The 25,718-nt window shown below is 73.6% G+C and carries 26 protein-coding genes; 18 read left to right on the top strand and 8 right to left on the bottom strand.

Going from position 1 to position 25,718, the window contains the following annotated elements; translation table 11 throughout:
• Positions 1–7: 7 nt before the first annotated feature.
• Genes ABZT87_RS13140 through ABZT87_RS13130 form a run of 3 tightly spaced genes read right to left on the bottom strand, consistent with a single transcriptional unit; the run spans position 8 to position 2,139 of the window.
• Entirely contained in the window at positions 8–595 is a 588-nt protein-coding gene (locus ABZT87_RS13140; protein ID WP_007465644.1) for a CGNR zinc finger domain-containing protein, read from the bottom strand.
• A 19-nt stretch (positions 596–614) separates the two neighbouring features.
• Positions 615–1,781 (bottom strand): glutathionylspermidine synthase family protein, encoded by a 1,167-nt coding sequence (locus ABZT87_RS13135; RefSeq protein WP_355135573.1) that lies wholly within the window; start codon positions 1,779–1,781, stop codon positions 615–617.
• Between the two features lies 1 nt (position 1,782).
• Positions 1,783–2,139 carry a hypothetical protein gene (locus ABZT87_RS13130; protein WP_355135571.1) on the bottom strand — a complete coding sequence of 119 codons (357 nt, stop codon included), beginning with the start codon at positions 2,137–2,139 and terminating at the stop codon, positions 1,783–1,785.
• On the opposite strand from ABZT87_RS13130, the gene ABZT87_RS13125 reads away from it, so the two are divergent.
• The 11 genes from ABZT87_RS13125 to ABZT87_RS13075 all read left to right on the top strand — a co-directional run bounded on the left by ABZT87_RS13125 (position 2,138) and on the right by ABZT87_RS13075 (position 12,410).
• Entirely contained in the window at positions 2,138–3,058 is a 921-nt protein-coding gene (locus tag ABZT87_RS13125; RefSeq protein ID WP_355135569.1) for a proline dehydrogenase family protein, read from the top strand. The genes ABZT87_RS13130 and ABZT87_RS13125 overlap by 2 nt on opposite strands.
• A 42-nt stretch (positions 3,059–3,100) precedes the next feature.
• Positions 3,101–3,901, top strand: coding sequence for an alpha/beta hydrolase (locus ABZT87_RS13120; RefSeq protein WP_355135567.1), 801 nt, complete (start codon positions 3,101–3,103; stop codon positions 3,899–3,901).
• A complete protein-coding gene (locus ABZT87_RS13115; protein ID WP_354854518.1) occupies positions 3,894–4,469 on the top strand; it encodes a WHG domain-containing protein in 576 nt (191 codons plus the stop codon). The genes ABZT87_RS13120 and ABZT87_RS13115 overlap by 8 nt, the downstream gene beginning before the upstream one ends.
• A gap of 61 nt (positions 4,470–4,530) precedes the next feature.
• Positions 4,531–5,820 (top strand): hypothetical protein, encoded by a 1,290-nt coding sequence (locus ABZT87_RS13110; RefSeq protein WP_355135565.1) that lies wholly within the window; start codon positions 4,531–4,533, stop codon positions 5,818–5,820.
• 34 nt (positions 5,821–5,854) lie between these two features.
• Positions 5,855–7,237: an efflux RND transporter periplasmic adaptor subunit gene (locus ABZT87_RS13105; RefSeq protein WP_355064525.1), complete on the top strand. Its 1,383-nt coding sequence runs from the start codon at positions 5,855–5,857 to the stop codon at positions 7,235–7,237.
• The gene (locus ABZT87_RS13100) at positions 7,234–8,106 is read left to right on the top strand and encodes an ABC transporter ATP-binding protein (RefSeq protein WP_354854514.1); all 873 of its coding nucleotides are present in this window, start codon (positions 7,234–7,236) and stop codon (positions 8,104–8,106) included. The genes ABZT87_RS13105 and ABZT87_RS13100 overlap by 4 nt, the downstream gene beginning before the upstream one ends.
• Positions 8,103–9,287, top strand: a complete 1,185-nt coding sequence (locus ABZT87_RS13095; protein ID WP_355135563.1) for an ABC transporter permease — start codon at positions 8,103–8,105, stop codon at positions 9,285–9,287. Before ABZT87_RS13100 ends, ABZT87_RS13095 begins: the two co-directional genes overlap by 4 nt.
• Before the next feature lie 200 nt (positions 9,288–9,487).
• Complete coding sequence (locus ABZT87_RS13090; protein WP_007465625.1) at positions 9,488–9,697, top strand: helix-turn-helix domain-containing protein; 210 nt, start codon at positions 9,488–9,490, stop codon at positions 9,695–9,697.
• 214 nt (positions 9,698–9,911) lie between these two features.
• Complete coding sequence (locus tag ABZT87_RS13085) at positions 9,912–10,013, top strand: AURKAIP1/COX24 domain-containing protein (RefSeq protein ID WP_007465623.1); 102 nt, start codon at positions 9,912–9,914, stop codon at positions 10,011–10,013.
• Positions 10,014–10,135: 122 nt separating this feature from the next.
• Positions 10,136–11,212, top strand: a complete 1,077-nt coding sequence (locus tag ABZT87_RS13080) for an NAD-dependent epimerase/dehydratase family protein (protein WP_354854512.1) — start codon at positions 10,136–10,138, stop codon at positions 11,210–11,212.
• 340 nt (positions 11,213–11,552) lie between these two features.
• Complete coding sequence (locus tag ABZT87_RS13075) at positions 11,553–12,410, top strand: lysophospholipid acyltransferase family protein (RefSeq protein ID WP_355064585.1); 858 nt, start codon at positions 11,553–11,555, stop codon at positions 12,408–12,410.
• 9 nt (positions 12,411–12,419) lie between these two features.
• Here ABZT87_RS13075 and ABZT87_RS13070 read toward each other — a convergent pair whose 3' ends face one another.
• The 3 genes from ABZT87_RS13070 to ABZT87_RS13060 all read right to left on the bottom strand — a co-directional run bounded on the left by ABZT87_RS13070 (position 12,420) and on the right by ABZT87_RS13060 (position 15,562).
• Positions 12,420–13,295, bottom strand: coding sequence for an HAD-IB family hydrolase (locus tag ABZT87_RS13070; RefSeq protein ID WP_355135561.1), 876 nt, complete (start codon positions 13,293–13,295; stop codon positions 12,420–12,422).
• Between the two features lie 135 nt (positions 13,296–13,430).
• Complete coding sequence (locus ABZT87_RS13065) at positions 13,431–14,318, bottom strand: DUF5667 domain-containing protein (protein ID WP_354854508.1); 888 nt, start codon at positions 14,316–14,318, stop codon at positions 13,431–13,433.
• A 281-nt stretch (positions 14,319–14,599) separates the two neighbouring features.
• Complete coding sequence (locus tag ABZT87_RS13060; protein ID WP_354854506.1) at positions 14,600–15,562, bottom strand: ECF subfamily RNA polymerase sigma factor, BldN family; 963 nt, start codon at positions 15,560–15,562, stop codon at positions 14,600–14,602.
• Between the two features lie 556 nt (positions 15,563–16,118).
• On the opposite strand from ABZT87_RS13060, the gene ABZT87_RS13055 reads away from it, so the two are divergent.
• Genes ABZT87_RS13055 through ABZT87_RS13045 form a run of 3 tightly spaced genes read left to right on the top strand, consistent with a single transcriptional unit; the run spans position 16,119 to position 18,674 of the window.
• Positions 16,119–17,744 carry an AMP-binding protein gene (locus tag ABZT87_RS13055; protein ID WP_355135559.1) on the top strand — a complete coding sequence of 542 codons (1,626 nt, stop codon included), beginning with the start codon at positions 16,119–16,121 and terminating at the stop codon, positions 17,742–17,744.
• Positions 17,734–17,988, top strand: a complete 255-nt coding sequence (locus tag ABZT87_RS13050; RefSeq protein WP_354854503.1) for a glutaredoxin family protein — start codon at positions 17,734–17,736, stop codon at positions 17,986–17,988. The genes ABZT87_RS13055 and ABZT87_RS13050 overlap by 11 nt, the downstream gene beginning before the upstream one ends.
• 20 nt (positions 17,989–18,008) lie before the next feature.
• Complete coding sequence (locus ABZT87_RS13045; RefSeq protein ID WP_354854501.1) at positions 18,009–18,674, top strand: HAD hydrolase-like protein; 666 nt, start codon at positions 18,009–18,011, stop codon at positions 18,672–18,674.
• Here the strand turns inward: ABZT87_RS13045 and ABZT87_RS13040 are convergent.
• Both ABZT87_RS13040 and ABZT87_RS13035 read right to left on the bottom strand, forming a co-directional pair.
• A complete protein-coding gene (locus tag ABZT87_RS13040) occupies positions 18,655–19,308 on the bottom strand; it encodes a response regulator transcription factor (RefSeq protein ID WP_354854500.1) in 654 nt (217 codons plus the stop codon). The two genes, ABZT87_RS13045 and ABZT87_RS13040, sit on opposite strands and share 20 nt — an antisense overlap.
• 40 nt (positions 19,309–19,348) lie before the next feature.
• Positions 19,349–20,644 carry a sensor histidine kinase gene (locus tag ABZT87_RS13035; RefSeq protein WP_355135557.1) on the bottom strand — a complete coding sequence of 432 codons (1,296 nt, stop codon included), beginning with the start codon at positions 20,642–20,644 and terminating at the stop codon, positions 19,349–19,351.
• A gap of 385 nt (positions 20,645–21,029) precedes the next feature.
• Between ABZT87_RS13035 and ABZT87_RS13030 the strand changes: the two genes are divergently transcribed.
• From ABZT87_RS13030 to ABZT87_RS13015, 4 genes are read left to right on the top strand one after another with little or no spacing between them, the layout of a single operon-like run.
• Entirely contained in the window at positions 21,030–21,800 is a 771-nt protein-coding gene (locus ABZT87_RS13030) for a redox-sensing transcriptional repressor Rex (RefSeq protein ID WP_355135556.1), read from the top strand.
• The gene (locus ABZT87_RS13025) at positions 21,797–23,173 is read left to right on the top strand and encodes a glutamyl-tRNA reductase (RefSeq protein WP_354854496.1); all 1,377 of its coding nucleotides are present in this window, start codon (positions 21,797–21,799) and stop codon (positions 23,171–23,173) included. Before ABZT87_RS13030 ends, ABZT87_RS13025 begins: the two co-directional genes overlap by 4 nt.
• On the top strand, positions 23,170–24,138 hold the full coding sequence (hemC, locus tag ABZT87_RS13020) for a hydroxymethylbilane synthase (RefSeq protein WP_354854494.1): 969 nt from the start codon (positions 23,170–23,172) through the stop codon (positions 24,136–24,138). Before ABZT87_RS13025 ends, hemC begins: the two co-directional genes overlap by 4 nt.
• Positions 24,135–25,715 carry a uroporphyrinogen-III synthase gene (locus ABZT87_RS13015; protein ID WP_354854492.1) on the top strand — a complete coding sequence of 527 codons (1,581 nt, stop codon included), beginning with the start codon at positions 24,135–24,137 and terminating at the stop codon, positions 25,713–25,715. The genes hemC and ABZT87_RS13015 overlap by 4 nt, the downstream gene beginning before the upstream one ends.
• Positions 25,716–25,718: the final 3 nt, after the last annotated feature.

Genomic DNA, 25,718 nt, shown 5'->3' with positions numbered 1-25,718 from the left:
CCCGGCGTCAGCTGACCGGGGTCAGTGACTCGGTGGTCGCGGTCGGCTGCGGGGCGACCGGCAGCTGCTCCCCGATGGCGGCCCGCTTGCGGGCCCGGTGTGCCGCCACGTGCGAGCGGGTGGCGCAGCGCTCGGAGCAGAACCGCCGGCAGCAGTTGGACGACGTGTCCAGGTAGACGTTGCCGCACCGCTCGTCGGCGCAGACCCCGAAGCGGGCGCTGCCGTACTCGCAGAGCCAGACCGACAGCCCCCAGACCGCGCCGGCCAGGTATTCGGCGCTGACCGACGCGCCCCGGCTGGTCACGTGCATGTGCCAGTCGCTGGAGTCGTGCCCGGAGATGCGCGGCTGGACCGGGAACGCCTCGAGCAGCGCGTTCAGCTCGGTCACCGCCTGGGCGTCGCGCCCCGAGGTGCCGTACTCGAAGACGTCGCGGAGCCGCTTCTGCGCCCGCCGGAAAATCGCGACGTCGCGATCGGCGACCTCGTCGCGCATCCAGGCGTTGTCGTCGGGGAAGAGGGCCCGCAGGTCGTCGAGGTCGTCCAGGCGGGCGTTGACCAGGTCAACACCGGTCCGGGCGTACGCGTCGAAGTTCACGCCCCCAACGGTAGACGACTCACGGGGTGCGCGGCGCGTCGATGTAGTGCGGCAGGAACCGCGCGTAACCGTCGGTGATCAGACTCGCGCTCTCCCGAACCCCCACCCCGGCCGACTCGCCGTCGACGATCCAGCTGCCCAGCACCACCCGGTTGCCGGCGAACTGCGGCAGCGCCCGGAACTCCTGGTAGCACCAGCCCTCGTCGCCGTAGATCCCCGGGTTGGTGATCTCCTGCTCGGCGGTCACGATGCGTACCGAGCCGCCCTCCCGGCCGAGCAGCGGCTTGGCCACGTACTCGGGCATGCCGCGCGGCGAGTCGAGGTACGCCGGGAGCAGGTACTCGTGGTCGGGGTACAGCTCCCAGAGGATCGCGAGCAGCGCCTTGTTGGACAGCAGCAACTTCCACGCCGGTTCGATCCAGGTGGTCGGGGTGCCCGGGGCCAGCGCGGGCGGCCCGTACGGCTCGGCCAGCATCCACTCCCACGGGTAGAGCTTGAAGCAGGTGTTCACCGGGCGGTCGGCGGCGTCGACGAAGCGCCGGCCGTCCCAGCCGATCTCCTGGATGGGTTGCAGCTCGACGTCGAGGCCGGCCTGTCGGGCGGTCTCGGCGAGGTAGCCGGCCGTCATGTGGTCCTCGCCCGACTCCTCCTCGTTCGACCAGAGCACGTGCACCCGGGGGTCGTGCAGCCCGGCGCCGATCTTGGCCCAGGCGCCGACCAGCCGCTCGTGCAGGCTGTTCCACTGGTCCAGCTCGGGGCGGGTCTGCTCCAGCCAGTACCACTGGATGATGCTCGCCTCGACCAGCGCCGTCGGCGTGTCCGCGTTGTACTCCAGCATCTTCGGCGGCCAGGTGCCGTCGTACGCCAGGTCGAAGCGCCCGTAGAGGGTGGGTGGCGCCTCGCGCAGCGACCGGGCCACCGCGTCGGCCGCCCAGGCGGGGATACCGAACTCGGCGTACCGGCGCTGCGCCACCACGTGCTCGGCGGCGGCCACCGACATCCGGTGCAGCTCCTCCGTGGCCTCCTCCAGCCGCAGCACCTCGTCGAGGTCGAAGGCGTACGCGGCGGTCTCGTCCCAGTACGACATGATCCCGCCGTCGGGCAGCTCGGTGTCGACGTAGACCAGCCCCTGCGCGCGGATGGTGGCGTCCCAGTCGGGCCGGGGCGGCACGGACTCGCGGCGCACGTCAGCCGCCGCAGGAGGCGAGGTGGGTGCCGAACCCGCCGCGCTCGGGCAGGGCGGCGGTGGTCGGCTCCCCGGCGGTCCGCCCCGCGACAGGCGCGGGGACCCGCATCGCCAGCGCGACCGTGTCACCGCCGCCGACCGGCCCGAGGGCGCAGTCGTCATCGTCGTCGTCCGAGGTCATGTTGCAGCCGGAGAGGGCGAGCGCGAGAGCGGTGAGCGCGCCGAGCTGCACGGAGGCCGACCGGAGCCGGCGGCGGGGGCGTTGGTCCACGGCATCGTTGTAGTCGATCGACGCCAGCACCGCAGCCCCGGCCGCCCCTGGGCGGGGGTCCTGGCAGGGGCGATACGCTCGGCTCATGCTCCGTTCCGTCATCCTCGCCGCCTCCCGGTCATCCCAGGTCGAGCGGCTCGTCGCGACCGCCCCGTACACCCGGGACGTCGTTCGCCGGTTCGTCGCCGGCGCCGCCACCGACGACGCGTTGCGCGCGACCCGCGGGCTCGTCGACGACGGTCTGGCCGTCACCCTCGACCATCTGGGCGAGGACACCGTCACCCCCGAGCAGGCCACGGCCACCCGGGACGAGTATCTGAAGCTGCTGAAGATGCTCGCCGGGGCCGGGCTCACCCCGGCCGCCGAGGTGAGCGTGAAGCTCTCCGCGCTCGGCCAGATGTTCGACGAGCAGTTGGCGTACGACAACGTGCGGGCGATCTGCGCGGCCGCCGACGCCGCGGGCACCACGGTCACCCTGGACATGGAGGACCACACCACCACCGACTCGACGCTGGAGGTGCTGGCCAAACTGCGCAAGGACTTCCCGTCGACCGGCGCGGTGCTCCAGGCGTACCTGCGGCGCACCGAGTCGGACTGCCGGGAGCTGTCCTCCGCCGGGTCGCGGGTGCGTCTGTGCAAGGGCGCGTACCGGGAGCCGGAGTCGGTGGCGTACCAGTCGGCCCGCGAGGTGGACAAATCCTACGTCCGCTGCATGAACATCCTGATGTCCGGTGACGGTTACCCGATGCTGGCGACCCACGATCCGCGGATGATCGCGATCGGCGAGGACCGGGCGCGCTGGTTCGACCGGGGGCCGGAGCGCTTCGAGTTCCAGATGCTCTACGGCATCCGTCCCGAGGAGCAGGCCCGGCTGGCCGGCGAGGGCTACACGGTGCGCACCTACGTCCCGTACGGCGACGAGTGGTACGGCTACCTGATGCGTCGGCTCGCCGAGCGCCCGGCGAACCTGGTCTTCTTCGGCCGCGCCCTGATCTCCAAGAAGTAGTCGCCGCTTGACGCGCTTGGCTAATTGGGTTAGCTTAAAGCTATGACAGTTAGCCAGGTGCGGCGGGACGGCGGACACATCGCGTACGAGGTGCACGGCGACGGCCCACTGGTCGTCCTCGCGCACGGCATGGGCGAGAACAGGGCGAGCTTCCGACACCTGGTGCCGCTGCTCGTGGCCGCCGGTTACCGGGTCGCCTCGGTCGACGTACGCGGGCACGGGGAGTCCAGCGTCGGCTGGCCCACGTACGCCCCGGCGGAGGTCGGCGCCGACCTGCTGGCCGTCGTCCGTGACCTCGACGCCGGGCCGGCCGTGCTGGTCGGCAGCTCGTCCGCCGCCGCGGCGGTGGTCTTCGCCGCGACCGACGCGCCCGAGCTGGTCTCCGGCATCGTGCAGATCGGCGCGTTCGTCGGTCAGCCGAAACTCAACCCGCTGCTGCGGGCGGCGATGGCGGCCGTGCTGCGCAGTCCCCGACTGTTCGGGATGTTCCACAACACGCTCTTTCCCGTGCACCGGCCGGCCGACGACGCGGCGTACCGCCGGTCGATGGTGGCCAACCTGCGCGAGCCCGGCCGGATGGCCGCGACCCGCGGTGTGATCGCGCCGGTCGAGCCGCACTGGACCGCCCGCGCGCCGCAGGTGCGCCAACCGGTGCTGGTGCTGATGGGCACCAAGGACCCGGACTTCCCCGACCCGGGCGCCGAGGCGCGGGCGGCCCGCCGGCTCTTCCGCGTCGCCGAGGCCCGGATGATCGAGGAGGCCGGCCACTACCCGCACGCCGACCGGCCGCGGGCCACCGCCGACGAGCTGGTGGGTTTCCTGGCGGTGTGTGCCGGTGCCTAGGGCCGGGCTCAACCAGCAGACCGTGGTGCGGGAGGCCGCCCGGCTGGCCGACGAGGTCGGCTACCAGCAGCTCACCCTCGCCGCGCTCGCCAGCCGGCTCGGAGTCGCGCTGCCCAGCCTCTACAAGCACATCCGAGGGGCGGACGCGCTGAGTCAGAAGCTCGCCGCGCTGGCCACCGTCGAGCTGGCCACAGAGCTGACCACGTCGGCCGCCGGCCGCTCGGGTGGGGACGCGCTGCGGGCGATGGCGGACGCCTACCGCGCCTACGCCCACCGGCACCCCGGGCGCTACCCCGCCACCCAGCGGGTGCCCGACCCGTCCGACCCGGAACACGTCGAGGCGGGCGAACGCGCGGTCGGCGCCATCTTCGCGGTGCTGCGCGGCTACGGACTCACCGGCGACGACGCGGTGGACGCGACCCGGGCGTTGCGCAGCGCCCTGCACGGGTTCGTCGCCCTGGAGGCCGCCGGTGGCTTCGGCCTGCCGCGCGAGGTCGACCGCTCGTACCACCAGTTGGTCGCCGGCCTGGACGTGGCATTCCGCTCCTGGCCGGCTCGCGGAGCCTGACCCGGTCCGATCGGCCGGGTCGGCCTCGCCCGATCCGGTCTTTGGTCGTACCCTTCGGCGGGTGACTGACGGGGTGCAGCAGCCAGCACCGCGGCGGCTCTGGCCGCTGTGGACCGTGCTCGTCGTGGTGGTCCTGCTGCTGGGCTGCGGCCTTCCGGCGGCGTTGGTCGTCGGTGCGGTACGCGAGGCCGGCGGCCGGGCCACGGTCAGCCGGGCCGGCGCCACCGCGACCGACGACCCGGCCACCGCCGTCGCCCGCGCTCTGTCCGACCGGATGACCGCGCAGCTCCAGCGGCAGTCCACGGCACTGCTCGGTGGCGACCGGCCCGCCTTCCTCGCCGTCGCCGACCCCGCCGCGCACCCCGACCTGCGCCGTCGCTTCGCCGCACTGCGCGCCCTGAAGGTGACGGTGTGGCGGGCCGAGCCGAGCGGCCTGCCCGTACCTGTCGTCGGCAGGCCGGGCGAGTGGCGGCTGCTGGTGCGCTTCCAGTACTGCTTCGTGGCGCCCGGCTGCCGACCGAGCCCGGTGCTGATCGGCACCCGCTGGCGGGAGAACGGCGACCAGCCGCGACTGGTCGCCCTGGAGGAGTCCAAGTCCGCCGAGACCGGCACCCGACCGTGGGAGATCAGTGAGCTGGCCGTGGCGGTCGGCGCGCGGACCATCGTCGCCACCACGCCGGCGCTGCGCGGCAAGCTGCCCGGCCTGCTGACCCAGGCGGAGGCGGCCGCCGCCGTCGCCGACACGTACGCCGTGACCGGCTCGCCGCCGGACCGCTACCGGATCTTCTACGCCGGTCGGACGGAGTGGCAGCGCTGGTACGGCGGCGGACGCCCACAGTGGACCGGCGGCTACGCGGTGACCGTGGGCGGTGGCCACCACGAGGTGGTGCTCAACGCCGACGGGCTGTCCAGCAGCGGCACCGACGACCTGCTCCGGCACGAGCTGACCCACGCCGCCTCGCTGCCGGAGCGCGGTTACCCGGGCAAGACGACCTGGTGGCTCGTCGAAGGGCTTGCCGAGTTCGCCGGCTCGGGCGGTCAGCCGGTCGACCGGTACGAGGGGCTCGCGGAGGTGCGCAAGCTGGTCCGGGGCGGTTGGGACGGCCGGCTGGAGGGCGTCACGCCCGCCGACGACGCCCCCGCCGAGCGGGTCGGCGGCAGCTACGGCGTCGGCTACCTCGCCGTCCGGCACCTCGTCGACCGGTTCGGGCCGGAGCGGCTGCTGACCTTCTTCAAGGCCGTGGTGCACGAGCGCAAGACCCCCGACGCCGCCGCCGAGCAGGCGTTCGGCGAGCAGTGGTCGACGTTGCACGACGAGTGCGTGGCGTACGTCCGCGCGACCTCCGCCTGACGGTCGGCGCGACGGTGCGCCGTACGATCGATGGGTGCGCCGCCCCCAGTTGCCGCGGCCCGCAAGCGCCACGCGGCCCCGCCTGCTCATCGCCCTGACCGCCGTCGCCGTCCTCACCGCCACCACCGCCGCCTCGTGCGGCGACGACCAGCCGCCGGTCGCGCTCGCCTCGGCCGCCCGCAACCCGGTCAGCGAGGTGATCGACGCCCCGGCGACGGTGACGGCCCGCGCCGCCGCCACCCTCACCGCGCCCGCCGACGGCACCCTGGCCAGCCTGCGCGTCCAACCCGGACAGCGGGTGAAGCGTGGCCAGGTGCTCGCCGTGGTCGCATCCCCGTCGGCTCAGGCCCGGCTGCGCCAGGCGAAGGAGGCGCTGGACGCCGCCAAGCGCGCCGGCCGGGGTGTGTCCACCGGCAACCTGAGCAGCAGCCGGCGGGGCACCGACAAGGCGGCGGAGGAGGCGTTCGACGCCGCCCGCGAGGCCGCCGAGAAGATCGCCGACCCGCAACTGCGCGACGCGCTGCTGACGCAGGTGACGTCCGCCCAGCGGCAGTACGCCGCCGCCGCGCGCAGCGCCGACGCGGCGGTCCGCGCGGTGCAGCGGGGGATCAGCGGGCTGAACTCCGCCGTCGGCTCGCTCTCCGCGGCGCAGCGGCTCCAGGCCCAGCAGGCGTACGACCTGGCGAAGGCGACCGTCGACGCGCTGACCCTGCGCGCCCCGGTCGCCGGGGTGGTGCAGCCCGGCGGCACCCGGGCCGGCAGCGGTGCCAACGGCGGCCTGGCCGGGCTGTTGGAGCAGGCCGGTGGGGCCGGGCTCGACCCGTCCGCGCTGGCCCCCGCCCAGGGCGGGCCGCCCGCCGGGGTCGACGACGCCGTCGCGGTCGGCGGTCAGGTCACCGCCGGCACGCCGGTGCTGACCGTGGTGGACACCGGGCAGTTGGGGCTGCTCGCCGAGGTGGACGAGACCGACGTGCTGCTGGTCAAGGCCGGGGTCGGCGCCACAGTCGAGTTGGACGCCGTCACCGGCGCCAGCTACGACGCCACGGTCCGCTCGGTCGACGTGCTCCCCACCAGCTCCGCGCAGGGCGGCGTCACCTATCGGGTACGCCTCACGCTGGGTCCCGGGAAGCTGGCCGAGGACGCGCCGGCCCCGACGCCCCGCCCCGGCATGAACGCGATCGTGCACCTGCGCGTACGCGAGGCCGCCGACGCGGTGACCGTCCCCGCCTCGGCGGTGTTCTCCGCCGACGGCCGGGACGCGGTCTGGGTGGTCCGCGACGGCAAGGCCGACCGGGCACCGGTGACCGTGGGCGTCCAGGGGGCAGACCTGGTGCAGATCCTCAACGGGGTCCAGGCCGGCGACCGGGTCGTGGTGCGCGGCACCGACCAGGTGCGCGACGGCCAGGAGGTCCGGTGACCGACACCCCGCCGGCCATCGAGGCGGTGGACGTGTCGCGGACGTACCACCTCGACGGGGTGTCGGTGGAGGCGCTGCGCGGGGTGTCGCTGACCGTGCAGCCCGGTGACTACGTGGCGTTGGTGGGACCGTCCGGCTCGGGCAAGTCCACGCTCATGCACCTGTTGGGCGGGCTCGACCGACCGACCGGTGGCCGGTTGGTGATCGGCGGGCGGGACGTCAACGCCCTCTCCCCGCCGGAGATGGCCGCCCTGCGCAACGAGACGATCGGGTTCGTCTTCCAGGCGTTCCACCTGCTGCCGCGTACGTCGGCGGTGGAGAACGTGGCGTTGCCCCTGGTCTACCGGGGTGTGTCGGCCCGGCAGCGCCGGGAGCGGGCGGCGGCGATGCTGGGCCGGGTGGGTCTCGGGCACCGGTTGGACCACCGGCCCAACCAGATGTCCGGTGGCGAGCAGCAGCGCGTCGCCATCGCCCGCGCCCTGGTCACCGAGCCGACGGTGCTGCTGGCCGACGAGCCGACCGGCAACCTGGACAGCGTCACCGGCGCGGCGGTCCTGGAGCTGCTGGAGCGGTTGAACGCGGAATCCGGGGTGGCGCTGGTGATGGTCACCCACGACCAGGAGGTGGCGGCTCGGGCCGCCCGCCGGATCACCATGCGCGACGGAGTGGTGGTGGCGGACAGCGCCACCGCGCCTCATGATCGACCGCTGTCCGTCGATCACGGTCGACCTGAGACACTGGTCCCCGCTCCCAGCGCGGAGCCCCGGTCCGTGTCCGGAAGCGGCCCGGGGCACCCGTCCGGTGGCTCTGGTGGCGCCGCCGGAGCCACCGGGCGCCTTCCGCGCGAGCCCGAGGACGGTGCGGCGTGAGGGTCGCCGAGGCGTGGCGGGTCGCGCTGGACGCGCTCCGGGCCAACCGGCTGCGCAGCTCGCTCACCATGCTCGGCGTGATCATCGGGGTGGCCTCGGTGGTGCTGCTGGTCGCCATCGGCACCGGCACCAAGCAGAAGGTGGAGCAGCAGGTCGAAGGGCTCGGCTCCAACCTGCTGCTGGTCGTCCCCGGCAAGATCGAGGTGGGCACCGCGCCGGTCGTGTCGCCGTTGACGCTCAAGGACGTGGACGCGGTCTCCCGGGTCGTCGGCGATCCCCAGCGGGTCGCGGTCACCGTCGCCTCCGGGGCGACCGCACGGGCCGGCGCCCGCTCCGACTTCACCACTGTCCAGGGCGTGCTGGAGACCACCCCGACGGTGTTCACCCGGTCGCTGGCCCGGGGCCGCTACCTCACCGGCACGGACGTCGACACCAGCCGGCGGGTAGCGGTCCTCGGTGACTCGGTGGCCCGCGCGTTGTTCCCCGACCGAGATCCCCTGGGTCAGCAGGTGACCCTCGCCGGGGTGCGGTTCCGGGTCATCGGCGTCTTCGCGCCCCTCGGGCAGAGCCTCGGCGTCGACCGGGACGACGAGGTGCACGTGCCGGTCACCGCGGCGCAGCGCCTGTGGGGCACCCAGCGGGTGGACGGCATCGCGGTGAAGGCGCCCGATCGGGAGCGCATCGACGAGCTGGGTGAGCGCATCGTCGCCGAGCTGAACCGCCGCCACCCGGACACCGAGTTCAGCGCGGTCACGCAGCAGCAGATCCTCGGTGTGCTCGGCGACATCCTCGGTGTCCTCACCGGCGTGCTCGCCGCCATCGCCGGCATCTCGCTGCTCGTCGGCGGCGTCGGCGTCTCCAACATCATGCTGGTCAGCGTCCGGGAACGGACCCGGGAGATCGGGCTGCGCATGGCCGTCGGTGCGCGGCCCCGTGACATCGGCGTGCAGTTCCTGCTGGAGGCGGTGCTGCTCACCACGATCGGCGGGTTGACCGGGATGGCGCTGGGCGTGGGCACCGCCCTGCTGGTGGACGCGTTGTCACCGATCCCGGCGGCGATCACCTGGTGGTCGTTGGCGCTGGCCTTCGGTGTGTCGGCGGCGGTGGGGATCGTCTTCGGGGTGGTTCCCGCGCAGCGCGCCGGCCGACTCGACCCGGTGGTGGCGCTGCGCGCCGAGTGAGCAACCGGACGGCGGACGCAGCCGGGGAGATAACGGCAGGCCGGATTGGGTGAACCGACGATCCAGGCATGATCAGTTGTACGAAGGGATCGCGCCGGTCACAGCCGCCCCGCTACCGTACTGGTAACACGCGCGTCGCCGCCCGGCCCGGAGCATCCGTCGGGTTGGCACGCGCCGGGCATGGGATGGGTCGGTGAGCCATGGCCGGGTCGCAGTCCGATGGACGGCTGTCGGAGGTCAAGTTCCTGACCGTCGCGGAGGTGGCGACGGTCATGCGGGTGTCAAAGATGACTGTCTATCGCCTCGTGCACAGCGGTGAGCTCACCGCCGTCCGGGTGGGGCGGTCGTTCCGGGTGCCCGAGCACGCGGTGCACGAATACCTGCGGGGCGCGTTTCAGGAAACCGCCTGAGCCACCGGTCCGCCGATCGAGTGCCACGTAGGCGGCATGGACGGGGGCGCGTTGGTCCTGCTGACGCTCTCCGGCTACCCTGGAGCCCGACCGAGACCCCACCGGTGCGCCCTGCCGCCCAGACCGGTCCGGTCCGTTGTCCGCATGCGGTCGCCGTCGCCACCTGCGTGGTGTCATCCGGTCCGCCCCGCACGTTGTATCGAAAGGCTGTCGTATGGGCTCGGTGGTCAAGAAGCGCCGTAAGCGCATGGCTAAGAAGAAGCACCGCAAGCTGCTGCGCAAGACCCGCGTCCAGCGTCGCCGTCTCGGCAAGTGATCGTCGTCGGGCGCTGAGCCCGGCATAAGGCCTCACTTGCCAAACTGTCGACCCCCGGAGGCTCAGGTGATCAGGCCGTGGTCGTCCCGGCTCGATCCCTCCTGTCGGCGTAGGTGCGTCAGATGACCCCCGGAAGCACCTCAGGTGCTCCGGGGGTCGTCGTCGTCACCGGGGTCGGTCGGTACCTGGGCGCGCACGTGGCGGCCCGGCTGGCCGCCGACCCCCGCATCGAGCGGGTCATCGGCGTGGACGCGCCGGAGCCGGGCGCCGAGTTCACCGATCTGCTGGACCGGGTCGAGCGGATTCGCGTCGACCCGGGGTCGCTCGTCGGGCTCCTCGCCGACCTGGAGGTCGACGCGGTGGTGCACCTCGCGTTGGTCAGCGCCCCCGACCAGCAGCACGGCGGCCGGTCGGCCATGAAGGACCAGAACGTCATCGGCACCATGCAACTGCTCGCCGCCTGCCAACGGGCGCCCCGTCTGCGCAAGCTCGTGGTCCGGTCGTCGACCGCCGCGTACGGGGTGTCGTTCCGCGATCCGGCGGTGTTCACCGAGGAGACCGAGCCGCGCGAGGTGCCGCGCGGCGGTTTCGGCCGCGACATCCTCGACGTCGAGGGGTACGTTCGCGGCTTCCGCCGCCGCCGGGCCGACGTGACCGCCACGGTGCTGCGTTTCGCTCCGTTCATCGGTTCGACCGCCGACACGACGTTGACGCGCTACTTCGCGCAGCCGTTCGTGCCGACCGTCTTCGGCCGCGATCCCCGGTTGCAGTTCCTGCACTTCGACGACGCGTTGGAGGTGCTGCACCGGTCGATCGTGGAGGATCACCCCGGCACCTACAACGTCGCCGGTCCGGGGGTGCTGTCGCTGTCCCAGGCGATCCGGCGGGCCGGTCGGGTGGCCGTGCCGGTGCTGGAGCCGGGTCTCTCGGGTGCCGCGGCGCTGGCCCGCACCATGGGGTTCGGCCGCTACGGCCTGGACCAGGTCGATCTTTTCGTGCACGGGCGGGTCGTCGACACCACGCGCCTTGAGCAGGAGTACGGCTTCACACCCCGCTCCACCGCCGCCGCGTTCGACGACTTCATCCGCGCCCACAACGGTGGGGTGGTGCTCAGCCGGGGTCAGTTGGCCGCCGCCGAGCAGTTGGTCCTGGACGGCATCCGGCAGGTCCGTGCCGCGGTGCGGGAGCGGTCGTCATGAGCGCGCGGCGTGCGCCGGTTGGGCGAGCCCCGCGGTCGCGAACCGAGGTGGCGTCATGACCGGGCCGACGCAGGGGCGCGAGCCGGCGGGCATGGGGCCGTTCGACGTACCGCCGGGGCCACCCGTGCCGGACGCGGAGCCGGCGCGGCGCAACGGCCACCGGCCGGCGAGCCGGCTCACGCCGGCCGGGACGCCGCGCGACGAGGTCGACACCGCGACCGACGAGCCGGCGGTGGCGGGCGGCGACCCGGCCGCCGACGAGGTCGACACGACGACCGACGAGCCGGCGGGCGGGGGCGTCCCGCCCACCGCGGGCGGGGCGGGCGGCACCGGTCCGGCGGTGCCGGATCGGCCCGGCGACCAGTGGGACCGCCGGGTCGCGAACGGGCTGGCGTTCCTGCGTCGGCGGCTGGCCGGTGACTACGAGGTCGACGAGTTCGGGTTCGACCCGGACCTGACCGACGCGGTCTTCCACCCGCTGCTGCGGCTGCTCTATCGGGACTGGTTCCGTACCGAGGTCAGCGGGGTCGAGCACGTCCCCGTCGACGGGCCCGCGCTGGTGGTCGGCAACCACTCCGGCACCGTGGCCCTGGACGCGCTGATCCTCTCGGCGGCGTTGCACGACAAGCACCCCGCTCACCGCTACCTGCGCCTGCTCGGCGCCGACCTGGTCTTCCGGATGCCGGTGGTGTCGGAGATCGCCCGCAAGACCGGCGGCACGGTGGCCTGCAACCCGGACGCCGAGCGGCTGCTCGGCGGTGGTGACCTGGTCGGTGTGTTCCCGGAGGGGTTCAAGGGCGTCGGCAAGCTCTACGCCGACCGGTACAAGCTGCAACGGTTCGGTCGGGGCGGCTTCGTCTCGGCGGCGCTGCGCACCGGCACGCCGATCGTTCCGGTCGCCATCGTCGGCGGCGAGGAGATCTACCCCATGCTCGCCGACATCAAGCCACTGGCTCGGCTGCTCAAGCTTCCGTATTTCCCGGTCACGCCGACCTTCCCCTGGCTCGGGCCGCTGGGCATGGTGCCGTTGCCCAGCAAATGGCTGATCGAGTTCTGCCCGCCGATCCCCACCGCGCACCTGACCGACTCGGCGGACGACCCGCTGGTGGTCTTCAACCTCGCCGACCAGGTGCGGGAGACCATCCAGCAGACCCTGCACTCGCTGCTGGAACGGCGACCCGACCCCTTCGGGCCGTAGGGCCGACGGTCAGCTGGCGCGGCGGCGGCGCTGCAACGCCAGGCCGGCGGTGACCGCGCCGGCGACCAGACCGGCTGCCGCCGTCGACGGTACGGCGATCTTGACGGCCCGACGGCCGGTGCGGAAGTCCCGCACCTCCCAGCCGTACTGCCGGGCCTGCCGCAGCAGGGTGCCGTCCGGGTTGACCGCCACCGCCCGGCCCACCGAGCGGAGCAGCGGCAGGTCGTTGGCCGAGTCGCTGTAGGCCGCGCAGCGGCTCAGGTCCAGCCCTTCCACGGCGGCGAGCTGGGTGACCGCCTCGGCCTTAGCCGGCCCGTGCATGAGGTCGCCCACCAACCGCCCGGTGTACGCCCCGGCCCGCACCTCGGCCACCGTGCCGATCGCGCCGGTCAGGCCAAGTCGGGTGGCGATCACCCGGCCGATCTCCACCGGGGCGGCGCTGACCAGCCACACGCGCTGACCGGCGTCCAGGTGGCGCTGGGCGAGCTGCCGGGTGCCGGCCCAGATCCGAGGGGCCATCAGCTCGTCGAAGATCTCCTCCGAGAGGCGTTCGACGTCGTCCACCCGCCACCCCTCGACGAAGGCGAGCGCGGCGTCCTTCGCCTGGGACATGTCCCCGGCGTGCTCGCGGGCGAGCAGCCGGAACCGGAGCTGCTGCCAGGCGAAGCGGGCCAGGTCGGCGGTCGTGAAGTAGTTCCGGGCGGCGAGCCCGCGGGCGAACCAGTAGATCGACGCGCCCTGCATCATCGTGTTGTCGACGTCGAAGAACGCCGCGGCGGCCGGGTCCGGTGCGGGTGGGGTCACCGGCGCCAGCGCGGTCTCCGCCCACCCGGCGGTGTGACCGTGGGCGTCGGTGCTCACCGTCACCTTGCGGCTGCGCGCCACGCGACTCCCCTCCTGACCAGGTACGACGGATGCCTCCAGCGAGGGTAGCCGGAGCGCACGGTCGACCGGCCGGACCACAGGGAACTGTGGCCCGGCCGGTCAGACGTGCGGTATGGCGGTCCCGGGGCTGGCGGGTCAGCGCTCGCCGGGGCAGGTGGTCGGAGTGGGTCCGAGCGCGTCGCTGCCGGTCGGTGCCGGCAGGCCGCAGGCGATCGCCGCGCGTACCGAGTCCGAGCGCTCACGGATGCTGTCCAGCAGGGCCAGCGACCTCCGGGTCCGTTCGCGGTCGGCCCGGCTGGCGCCGTCGAGCAGGTTGGTCACCGCCCGGCGCTGGCTGGCGACGAACGTGTTGACGGTGTCCAGGCTGGCCGGCTCGGCCCGCTGCACGGCGGCGGCGGTGAGCAGGCGGATACCCTGCCGGGTGTCGGCGTCCATGTCGTCGAGGACGGCGCTGTAGCCGATGCGGTCGCCGCGCAGTTCGGCTGCTTCGCCGAGCCTGGTCCGGGCGAAGTCCAGGAACAGCTGGCCGCGGCTGACGTCCGAGCTGGCCAGGGCGAGCTGGGCCCGCTCGGTGGAGCGCTTCATGCCGTACAGCGCGTCGCCGGGAACGGCGTTTTCGCTGGCGGCGGAGATCCCGGAGACGGCGATGGCGCCGGCGGCGATGCCGACCAGGATCGCGCCCCGGGCGCGGGCCCGCCGGGCGGTGACCGCGGGTAGCAGAGAGCCGCGGCTCGTGGCCGCGGCCCGCGGGGCAGCCGGCTCGGCCGTCGCCGGTGGGGTGCCCATTCCCTCGCGCTCGGCGGTGGCGAGCAGCATCGCTCGCAGGCCGGTGCGGAACTCGGGGTCCACCTCGGCCGTGGGGGGATCGACGCTGAGCCGCTGACCCACTGCGACGAGCGGGGCCAGTTGGCTGTCCACCCGGGACCGCACGTGGTGCCGCCGGCCGCCGTTGGCCTCGTCGAGAAGCTGCGCGAAGCGCTCGGCGCGCCGGCGGGAGAAGAGGATGTCGTCCACCGCAGGCACCTCCTCTCGCTGGTCACGGCCGGTCGGCCGCCATAGTTGCCAGCGACCGGGCGGCGGTGTGACACCACGGAGGTGAGGTGCCGTCCGGCGTGCCGGTCGGACCTCGGTGCCCCGGGCCTGCCGGGACAACCACCGGTCGCACCCGGAGAAACGCGGCGGACCGGGCACGGGTTACGGGCCTGGCGGGGCGGAAATCACAGAAAGTGATCGCCGTCACCGGGTGCGACCGGGCCTGAGCTGCCGAGACATTGATCGACGCTCGTCGGCCCCGCCGCCGAGAATCACGGCTGGAAGCCGTCGGGCAGAAGCCGTGCCAGGGCGCGAACGGCCCGGTACTGCAGGGCCTTGATGGCACCCTCGTTCTTGCCCATCGCGCGGGCTGTCTCGGCGACCGAGAAGCCCTGGAGGAACCGGAGCACGATGCACTCCTGCTGCTCCGGGTTGAGCTGCTTGACGGCGGTGAGCAGGGCGACGTTGGTGATGTGTTCGACCACCGCGGCTTCCGGGCTGCCCTCCGGGCCCCGGTCCTCGCGGTCGGCGTCGAGCACGTCGCCGGTGGTGACCTCCAACCGGTACCGGCCGGACTTGAAGTGGTCCGCGACCAGGTTGCGGGCGATCGTCACCAGCCAGGCGCCGAGGTCGCGGCCCTGCCAGGTGAAGCTGCCGATCCGCTTGAGAGCGCGCAGGAACGTGTCCGAGGTGAGGTCCTCGGCGAGCTGGCGGTTGCCGACCCGGAAGTAGACGAACCGGAAGACGGTGTCGACGTACCGGTCGTAGATGAGGCCGAACGCCTCGGACTCGCCAGCCTGCGCCCGCTCGACAAGCGTCCAGACCTCGGTGGCCGGGTCGGACGGGTCCGGGCGGCTGGGGAAGCCGGTCGGGGTGGTCGGGGTGGTCGGAGTGGCGGCCGGGACCGCCGGGATCACCGCCGTCTCGCCCGCCGTCGGATCGGTGGCCGCCGTCGGCGCGTCGCCGACCCGACGGCCCTGGGAGGGCATGGTCGGTCGGGCCGGTGCGGCGACACGGCCACCGGTCGGCATCGCGTTGCCACCCGGGACCGCCGGTCTCGGTGGTGGCTCGTTGGTGTGTGGGCGGTTGCGGGTCCGCTGGGCGGCGTTGTCGCCACGCATCGCGGCGTGCGGGTCGCCCAGCGGCGCGCGGGCCGCCGGTCGTTCGTTGACCGGGGAGCGGGTCGTCTGGCCAGTCAGGCCGACCGGGCGTTCCGCGTATCCGAAGGTGGTCACCGCGCGGCCCCCGTCCCGTTGGTGGCCGGCCGGGCTGGTTTACGGGTCGTCGGTGCGGACCGACCGGGCAACCGGTCGGGCAGGACGGTTCCGGGGTGTGCCGACGGGCGGCAGTTCCCCTTGAGGTGCTGGTCCAATGCGCTCACAGGCACGGGGGCCTCCTCGGGCTGAGGGGTGTCGACTCACGGCAAATGGGGTGAGCCGACCCGAGTGATAATAGGGCCAACGTCACCCGCGCGTGGCAAGTCCGTTACACAGGGCGGAAGTATTTCCCGCTGTGTCGCACCGGTGGCGGACCGGTTGTCCGTCGTGTGCGTTTGACTTTGACCCGGGCCGGTGGTCCTGGATGGATCCCCAGGTCGGGGGCAGTTTGGCCGATCGGCCGCGCCGTCCCGGCCGGCCGCCGCGTGGGCCGGGCCGAAGCGTCGGCCGGCCCACCACCCGTCCCATCGTCCGGACTCGATCGGAGTGTCGACGACACCGCGACTGTCCCATTGACGGGACGCCGGGCAGCCCTGGCGGCCCGACCGTCGGGCGTGGCCTGTCGACCGCCGCTGTGCCAGACTCGACCACCGTGCAGGACTTCTCGGCAGACCCCGCGCCGAACCTCGCCGACCGGGTCCATCGGGCGGCTCTCGACCACGGTGACCGGCCCGCGCTGTACTGGCGGGAGGGGCGCGTCACCTGGTCCGAACTGGACGCCGCCGTGACCGCCGCCGCGCACGGCCTCGCCGCCGCCGTGCCACCCACCGACCCGGGTGGCCCGCCGCCGCGGGTCGCGATCGGGCTGCACAACACCCCCGACTTCGTGATCGGCTGGCTCGGCGCACTGCGAGCCGGCCTGGTCGCGGTCCCGGTCAACCCCGGCTTCACCGCCCCGGAGCTGCGGCACGTACTGGCCGACTCCGGCGCGTCCGTGCTCATCGGCACCGAGCGGGTCCGCCGCCTGGTCGCCGAGGTGGCCGCCGACCTGCCCGCGCTCACCGCCGTGCACGACACACCGCCGACCGCCGACGCGCCCGATCCGCGCCCCCGTCCGCGCCGAGGCGGCGACGACCTGGCCGTACTGCTCTACACGTCCGGCACCGAGGGCCGTCCGAAGGGCGCGATGCTCTCCCACCGTGCGCTGCTGGCCAACCACGAACAGGTCGCGGAGATCGAGCCGCCGGTCGTCGGGCCGACGGACACCGTTCTCCTGGCGTTGCCGCTGTTCCACGCGTACGGGCTCAACTCGGTGCTCGGCGCCGTCGTCCACCACGGGGCCACCGGCGTGCTGCTCGACGAGCCGGGGCCCACGGCGGGGCTCGCCGAGATCGCCAGGCACCGGGTCAGCGTGCTGGTCGGCGTACCGTCGATGTTCCTGGCCTGGGCCGACGCCGACGCGGTCCGCGCGGCGACCGTGTCGGTGCGCGTGGCGGTGTGCGGCGCGGCGCCGCTGGATCCCGCGGTCGCGGCGCGCTTCACCGAGGCCACCGGTCATCAGGTGCACGTCGGGTACGGCCTCACCGAGACCGCGCCGGTGCTCACCTCCACCCTGGTCGGTCCGGTGGCCAAGCCCGGCTCGATCGGCCGGCCGCTGCCCGGGGTGGAGCTGCGCCTGGTCGGCCCGACCGGGGAGGACCTGTGGCGCGACGGCCAGGCGGTCCCCGACGACGACCCGGACGAGCTGGACATCTCCGATGTCGCCCCGGGCACCGACCCGGGGCAGATCGTCGTTCGCGGGCGCAACCTCTTCGGCGGCTACTGGCCCGACGGCCGCGACGGCCCGGACGACGACGGCTGGTGGGGCACCGGTGACATCGCGTACGCCGACGAGGACGGTGACCTCTTCCTGGTCGACCGGCTCGGGGAGTTGATCCTGGTCAACGGGTTCAACGTGTATCCCCACGAGGTCGAGCTGGTGCTCGCCGGGCACCCCGGGGTGGTCGAGTCGGCGGTACTGGGTGTGCCGCACCCGCGGACCGGCGAGACTGTGCGGGCGTACGTGGTGCCGGTGCAGGGCCGCCCGGTGACCAGCGAGGAGCTGCTCGCCCACTGCGCACGCAACCTGGCCCGGTTCAAGTGCCCCACCGCTGTCGAGTTCGTCGACGCCCTGCCGCACTCGGCGATCGGCAAGGTACGCAAGACCCAGCTCCGGTCGGCGACGCCGACCGACCGCACGGAGGTAACCGATGGCCACTGACGCCCGACTCGCCCTGATCACCCGACCCGGCTGCCACCTGTGCGACGACGCCAAGGTGGCGCTCGACCGGGTGGTCGCGGTGACCGGCGACAAGTGGGTCGAGTGGGACGTCACCGGCGACGAGGAGCTGGAACGGGAGTACGGCGACCGCCTGCCGGTGGTGCTGCTCGACGGCAAGGAGCACGGTTACTGGCGGGTGGAGGAGGAGCGGCTGCTGCGGGACCTGACCACCCCGCAGCTCTGAGCGGTGCCTATGGTGCTCTGATGACCCCTGCGCAACCCCACCTGGTCTGGGACTGGAACGGCACCCTGCTCAACGACCTCAGCCTGGTGGTGGCCGCCACCAACGCCGCGTTCGCCAGCGTGGGCGGGCCGACGGTCACCCTCGACGAGCACCGGACGCGGTTCCGCCGGCCGATCGCCGACTACTACGCCGAGGTGCTCGGTCAGGCCGTCGACGACGACGCGTTCGGCCGCCTCGACCGGATCTTCCACGACGCGTACCGCAGCGGCCTGACGACCTGCGAGCTGGCTGCCGACGCCCAGTCCGCGATGGCCGCCTGGGAGGGCAGCCAGAGCCTGCTGTCCATGTGGTTCCACGAGGAGCTGGTGCCCACCGTGCACACCTACGGGCTGACCGGCCACTTCACCCGCGTCGACGGCCTGCGGGCCACGGTCGGCGGCGACCGCAAGGCCGAGTCGCTCCGGCGGCATCTGGCCGAGCTGGGCGTGGACGGCAGCGCGGTGGTGCTGATCGGCGACTCCATCGACGACGCGGACGCGGCCCTCGCGGTGGGCGGCCGGGCGGTGCTCTACACCGGCGGCTTCACCGACCCGGCCCGGCTGCGCGCCTCCGGCCACCCGGTCGCCGACACCCTCACCGACGCGGTGGCCCTGGCCGCCCGGGAGGTCAGTTCCGCAGGTAGGTGAGGACGGCCAGCACCCGCCGGTGCTGCTCGGTGTCCGGCGGGAGCGTGAGCTTGGTGAAGATGTTGCGCACGTGCTTCTCCACCGCGCCGTCGCTGACCACCAGGGCGCGGGCGATGGCCGTGTTCGACCGGCCCTCGGCCATCAGGGCGAGCACCTCCCGCTCGCGCGGGGTCAACTCGCGCAGCGGGTCGTCGCGGCGGCGTCGGGCGAAGAGCTGGCCGACCACGTCCGGGTCGAGCACCGTGCCGCCGCCGGCCACCCGACGCAGCGCGTCCAGGAACTCGTCGATCGCGGCCACCCGGTCCTTGAGCAGGTAGCCGATGCCACCGCCGGCGCCGCCGGTGGTGGCCAGCAGATCATCGGCGTACGAGACCTCGACGTACTGGGAGAGCACCAGGATCGGCGTACGCGGCACCAGCCGACGCGCCTCCACCGCGGCCCGCAGCCCCTCGTCGGTGTGCGACGGCGGCATCCGGACGTCGACGATCGACACGTCCGGCCGGTGCTCCACCACCGCCTCGACCAGCGCGTCACCGTCCCCGACGGCGGCCACCACCTGGTGCCCGCTCTCGGTCAGCAGCCGCACCAGCCCCTCCCGGAGCAGGACGGCGTCGTCCGCGATCACGATGCGCATGGCTGTGGTGTCTACCACGTCCGGCCCGGCTCTCGTTGGTTCACAGCGGAAGCTCCGCACGGATCTCGGTGGGCCCGCCGCTCGGGCTCACCACGGCCAGCTCCCCGCCGGCCGCCCGGACCCGGTCGGCGATGCCGGCCAGCCCGTGGCCCTTGGCGAGGTGGGCGCCGCCCTGCCCGTCGTCGCCCACCCGCACCTGGAGCTGGGCTTCCTGGCGGGCCACGGCGACCACGGCCTCGGTGGCCCGACTGTGCTTGGCGATGTTGGTCAACGCTTCGGCCACCACGAAGTACGCGGTGTTCTCCACCGCTGGATCGAGCCGGCCGCCCGGCGTGCCGAGCTGCCGGTCCACCTGGAGCTCGATGGGGATGAGCCCGCGGCCGGCGAGCGCGGCCAGGGCGCTGGGCAGACCCCGGTCGACCAGGATCGGCGGGGCGATGCCCCGGGACAGCGCCCGCAGCTCGGCCAGCGTCTCCCGGGTCTGGATCACCGCCTCGTCGATGGTCCGGCCGGCGGCCTCCGGGTCGGAGGCGAGCTGCATCCGGGCCCGGCTGAGGTCCATCGCGAGCCGGACCAGGCGCTGCTGGGGGCCGTCGTGGATGTCGCGTTCGAGCCGGCGCAGCGCGGACGCCTCGGCGGACACGGCGGCCCGCTTCTGCTCCTCCAGCACGGTGATCCGGTCCCGCATCTCGGCCACCCCGGTCAGCAGGGCCTTGGCGAAGCTGGCCTGGAGCAGCGCGCAGCCCCGGACCACGATCGGCAGCGTGATCAGGAAGAACACCCCGATCGCGGTGGTCACCCCGATCCGGGCCGTGGTCGACTCGCCCAGGCCGAGCAGCTGGGCCAGGTCGCCGTCGCCCTCGCCGCGCGGCAGCGCCCAGTCGTACACCCAGTAGAGGGAGCCGGCAGCCGCGGCGATCCACCAGGCAAGCGTCAGCACGAAGGTGACCAGCGCCACGATCACCCGCAGGATGCCGTGCGCCAGATCGAGCCAGGACTGGGCGTCGCGCATCGGCAGGAAGATCCGCCGCCAGGCGTTCGCGCCCGCCTCGGGCAGTCGGTAGTGCGGGCGGATCCGGGGTTGCCGCAGCACGGCGGGCAGCCGCAGCCGCTCGATGTCGGCCAGCCCTCGGGCCGCGTACAGGGTGCCGCTGAGGATCGGCAGGCCGATCACGGTGACCACCAGGCCGACGCCGGCCACGAGGCCCGCGAGGAGGACGACGAAGCTGGCCACCGCCAGCGGGAGGCCGAGCAGCACGTACCCGGAGTCGACGAAGAGCTGGCGGGGGATGCTCGGTGCCAGCGTCGGATGGTCGCTGGCGGCAACGGCGGTCATAGCCCAAAGGCTAGGCACCTGGGCTCGGTGTCCCCATCCCGAAGCCCCGCCTCTCCCTCGTAGTGCTGTCCCTACCGTCGCCCGTGACCAGGGGCCCTACCGCCGTCGGGACCGGCCGACGCGGGATTGGTCAGAGAAGTCGGGATTGAGCAATAATCGCCCAGGTGGCGGGCGCGCAGGGCCGGTCAATCGATCTTGTGGAATGGAGGTGCTGGTGGGGTCGCGTCCCGGAGCGACAAGATCGCGATTTGTGCACGTCTTCACAAGCGCCTACTCTCTAGTTCCGACGCGCCCTGCTAGCACAGCCGGCAACCTCGGTCGCCAGCGGGAGTCCATAAGCGGCCGACCAGCGGAGTTGGCCGAGGATCGCACCGCACGGAGTCTCATGAGTCAGCACCGTCACCCAGGTGCGCCCGGCCGCGCCGGTGCCGTACCGGCGCTCCCGGACCTTCCCGAGGCGACCGTCGCTCGGCTCCCGGAATACCTGCGCGCGCTGCACAACCTCGCCGACGCCGGGCACGAGACGATCTCCAGCGAGGGCCTCTCGGCCGCCGCCGGGGTGAACTCCGCCAAGCTCCGCAAGGACCTCTCCCACCTCGGCTCGTACGGCACCCGGGGCGTCGGTTACGACGTCGCGTTGCTGATCGAGCAGATCGAGTACGTGCTCGGGCTCACTCAGCGTCGCGCGGTCGCCCTGGTCGGCGTGGGTAATCTCGGTCACGCTCTGGCCGGCTACGACGGCTTCGCCAGCCGGGGCTTCCGGATCGCCGCACTGCTCGACGCCGATCCCTCCCGGGTCGGCGAGGAGATCAACGGCCTGGTTGTCCGGCATGTCGACGAGCTGCCGGCGGTCGCCTCGGAGGAATCCATCGCGATCGGCGTGATCGCCACCCCGGCCGCCGCGGCCCAGCGGGTCGCCGATCAGCTGGTCGCGGTCGGCGTGACGAGCATCCTCAACTTCGCGCCGTGCGTACTCTCTGTTCCGGAGGGGGTCGACGTGCGCAAGGTCGACCTCGCCATCGAGCTGCAGATTTTGTCCTTCCACGAGCACCGCAAGGCGTCGCTGACCGCGCTGCCCGCCACCGGCGGGTCCGCTCTCACGGCCCTGCCCGGTCGGCTCGCGGCCACCGACACCCAGGAGGCGATCGGCACGTGAAACTGCTCGTCGTCGGCGCGTCCTACCGGACCGCCCCGGTCGCCACGCTGGAGCAGCTGGCCGTGCCCCCCGCCGACCTCACCCGCACCCTGGACCGCCTGGTCGCCCAGCCGTACGTGAGCGAGGCGGTGCTCGTCTCCACCTGCAACCGGGTGGAGGTCTACGCCGCCGTGTCCGGATTCCACGGCGGGCTCGGCGACATCTGCGCCGTCCTGGCCGAGCAGGCCGGCAGCTCGCCGGCGGCGCTCGCCAGCCACCTCTACGTGCACTACGACACCGCCGCCGTGGACCACGTCTTCCGGGTCGCCACCGGGCTGGACTCGATGGTCGTGGGCGAGGCGCAGATCCTCGGCCAGCTGCGTGACGCGTACCACTGGGCCACCGGCGCCGACTCGGCCGGCCGCCTGCTGCACGAGCTGATGCAGCAGGCGCTGCGCGTCGGCAAGCGGGCGCACGCCGAGACCGGCATCGACCGGGCCGGCCAGAGTGTGGTCACCGCTGCTCTGGAGCTGGCCGCCGGGCACCTCGACGGCAGCCTCGCCGGCCACCCGGCCCTGGTGATCGGGGCCGGCGCGATGGGGTCGCTCGGGGTGGCCACGCTGTCCCGGCAGGGCGCCGGGCCGCTCACGGTCACCAACCGGGGCGCCGACCGGGCCGTCCGGCTCGCCGAGTCGTACGGGGCGGACGCCGCGCCGATGACCGAGCTGGCCGCCACGCTCTCCACAGTGGACATCGTAGTGGCCGCCACCGCGTCGACTGAACCGGTCCTCACCCGGGCGGTGGTCAGCGCCGCGCTCGCCGAGCGGGGCCCCGCGCGGGGTCCGCTGGTCCTGCTCGACCTGGCCGTCCCCCGCGACGTCGAGGAGGGCGTCGCCGACCTGCCCGGCGTCGAGGTGATCGACATCGACCGGATGGCGGCGCTGCTCGCCGACGGCCCGGCCGCGGCGGACGCCGCCGCCGTCGAGCGGATCGTGCTCGGCGAGGTGGAGAGCTTCCTCACCTGGCTGCGCGGCGCCGACGTGGCGCCCACCGTGGCGGCGCTGCGCGGTCGCGCCGACGACGTCGTCACCGCCGAGCTGCGTCGTCTGGCCCAGCGCCGCCCCGACCTCGGCGACGACCTGCGGGCCGAGGTGGCCCGTACGGTGCACCGCGTGGTGCAGCGACTGCTGCACCAGCCCACCGTCAAGGTCCGCCAACTGGCGGCCGAGCCCGGTGGCGACCAGTACGCGGCGCTGCTGCGCGAGCTGTTCGACCTCCAGGTGCCGCAGACCTCGCCGGTGGACACCGTCCCCGACGTGCTGACTCCCGCCAACTACCCGGTGACCGGCGCCGACGCCACCGAGCAGATCCCGCCCACCGGAGGTGCGCGATGACCGCCCCCCTGCGCCTCGGCACCCGGGGCAGCGCTCTGGCGCTGGCCCAGTCCGGCCAGGTCGCCGAGGCGTTGACCGTCGCCACCGGCCGCCCGGTCGAGCTGGTCGAGGTGGTCACCGCCGGCGATCGCTCCAGCGCGCCGGTGCACCGGCTCGGCGTCGGGGTGTTCGTCTCGGCGCTGCGTGACGCGCTGACCGCCCGGACGATCGACTTCGCCGTGCACTCCTACAAGGATCTGCCCACGGCCGGTGCCGCCGGGCTGCACATCGCGGCCGTGCCGGCCCGACAGGACCCGCGCGACGCGCTGATCGCCCAGGGCGGGCGGACGCTCGCCGAGCTGCCGCCCGGCGCCACCGTGGGCACCGGCGCGCTGCGCCGCATCGCCCAGCTGCACGCTCTCGGGCTGCAACTGGAGGTCACCCCGATCCGCGGCAACATCGACACCCGCCTGGCGCGGGTGCTCGGCCCCGAGGCCGACCTCGACGCGGTCGTGCTGGCCCGGGCCGGACTGGCCCGGATCGGCCGGACCGACGCGATCACCGAGACGCTCGACCCGATGCTCATGCTGCCCGCGCCCGCCCAGGGCGCGCTGGCCGTGGAGTGCCGGGTCGACGACCAGGAGCTGGTCGAGCTGCTCGGGACGCTCGACCACGCACCGTCGCGCGCCGCGGTCACCGCGGAGCGCGCGTTGCTGGCAACCCTGGAGGCCGGGTGCAGCGCACCCGTCGCCGCCTATGCCGAACTCGCCGAAGGCGAGACCGGCGATGAGATCTACCTGCGCGGGGCGGTGATCAGCCCGGACGGCACTCGTGACCTCCGGCTGTCCCGCACCGGAACGCCCGCCGACGCGGCGGAGATCGGTAAGGCACTCGCCGCCGAACTCCTCGAACTCGGCGCCGACTCGATCCTCGGCCACGAAGGACACACCGGCCCGGGGACCCAGCAATTTGGGAGCACAGAATGACCCGCACCCGTAAGCCCGTCGGCCGTATCGCGTTCGTCGGGGCTGGCCCCGGTGACCCGGGCCTGCTGACCCGTCGGGCGCACGACGCCCTGGTCGACGCCGACCAGGTGATCTACGACCGGGGAGTCCCCGAGTCGCTGCTCGCCGTCGTCCGCGCCGAGGCCAGAGACGACGCCGAGTTCACCCCGGCCGAAGGCGCGCCGGGGGACGTGGCGAAGGTGCTGATCTCCGCGGCCCGGTCCGGGCTGAACGCGGTGCACCTGGTTGCCGGTGACCCGTTCGGCCACGACTCGGTGGTCAAGGAGGTGCAGGCGGTGGCCCGCACCGCCGCCCACTTCGAGGTGGTGCCGGGCGTCGGCCAGGCCGAGGGCGTCGCCACCTACGCGGGGGTCCCGCTGCCGGGTGTGCGTACCGCCGCCGACGTCGAGGACGTCAGCACGCTGGACTTCGAGGCGCTGGCCGCGGCCGTCGGCCGGGGTTCGCTCGCGCTCGCGGTGGACGCCGGTGACCTCGCCGCCGTCCGGGACGGCCTGCTGGCCGCCGGGGTCGACGGCACCACCGGTGTCGGGGTGACCGGCGACGGCACCGGCGAGACCCAGTACACGACCACGTCGACCGTGGACAGCTTCGTGGCCGCCGCGCTCGGCTTCACCGGCCGGGTGGTGCTCACCGTCGGCGCGGGTGTGGGCCAGCGCGACAAGATGAGCTGGTGGGAGAACCGCCCGCTGTACGGCTGGAAGGTGCTGGTGCCCCGCACCAAGGAGCAGGCCGGCGCGATGAGCGCCCGGCTGCGGGCGTACGGGGCGATCCCGTGCGAGGTGCCGACCATCGCGGTCGAGCCGCCGCGCACCCCGGCGCAGATGGAGCGGGCCGTCAAGGGCCTGGTCGACGGCCGGTACGCCTGGGTGATCTTCACTTCGGTGAATGCGGTCCGCGCGGTCTGGGAGAAGTTCGCCGAGCACGGTCTGGACGCCCGGCACTTCGGCGGCGTCAAGATCGCCTGCATCGGCGAGGCGACCGCGGACGCCGTCCGCGCGTTCGGCATCCAGCCGGAGCTGATCCCCGCCGGGGAGCAGTCCTCCGAGGGGCTGCTGGCCGAGTTCTCGCCGCACGACGAGATCCTCGACCCGGTCGGCCGGGTGCTGCTGCCGCGCGCCGACATCGCCACCGAGACGCTCGCCGCCGGGCTCACCGAGCGCGGCTGGGAGGTCGACGACGTGACCGCGTACCGGACGGTGCGGGCCGCGCCGCCGCCCGCCGAGATCCGGGACGCGATCAAGTCGGGCGGGTTCGACGCGGTCCTCTTCACGTCTTCTTCCACTGTGCGGAACCTGGTCGGCATCGCCGGGAAGCCGCACGCGCGGACCGTTGTTGCCGTGATTGGGCCCAAGACGGCGGAGACCGCGACGGAGTTCGGCCTTCGGGTCGACGTCCAGCCACCGCACGCCTCGGTGCCCGACCTGGTGGAGGCGCTCGCCGCCTACGCCGTCGAGCTGCGCGAGAAGCTGGCCGCCATGCCGGCCAAGCAGCGCCGTGGCTCGAAGGTGCAGGGGCCGACCGCCCTCCGCTTCCGGTAGTCG

This window comes from Micromonospora sp. NPDC005237 (genome assembly GCF_040607775.1).
GTDB lineage: Bacteria > Actinomycetota > Actinomycetes > Mycobacteriales > Micromonosporaceae > Micromonospora.
Note: the sequence above shows the minus strand (reverse complement) of the source record. Positions and strands in the feature narration are given on the sequence as shown.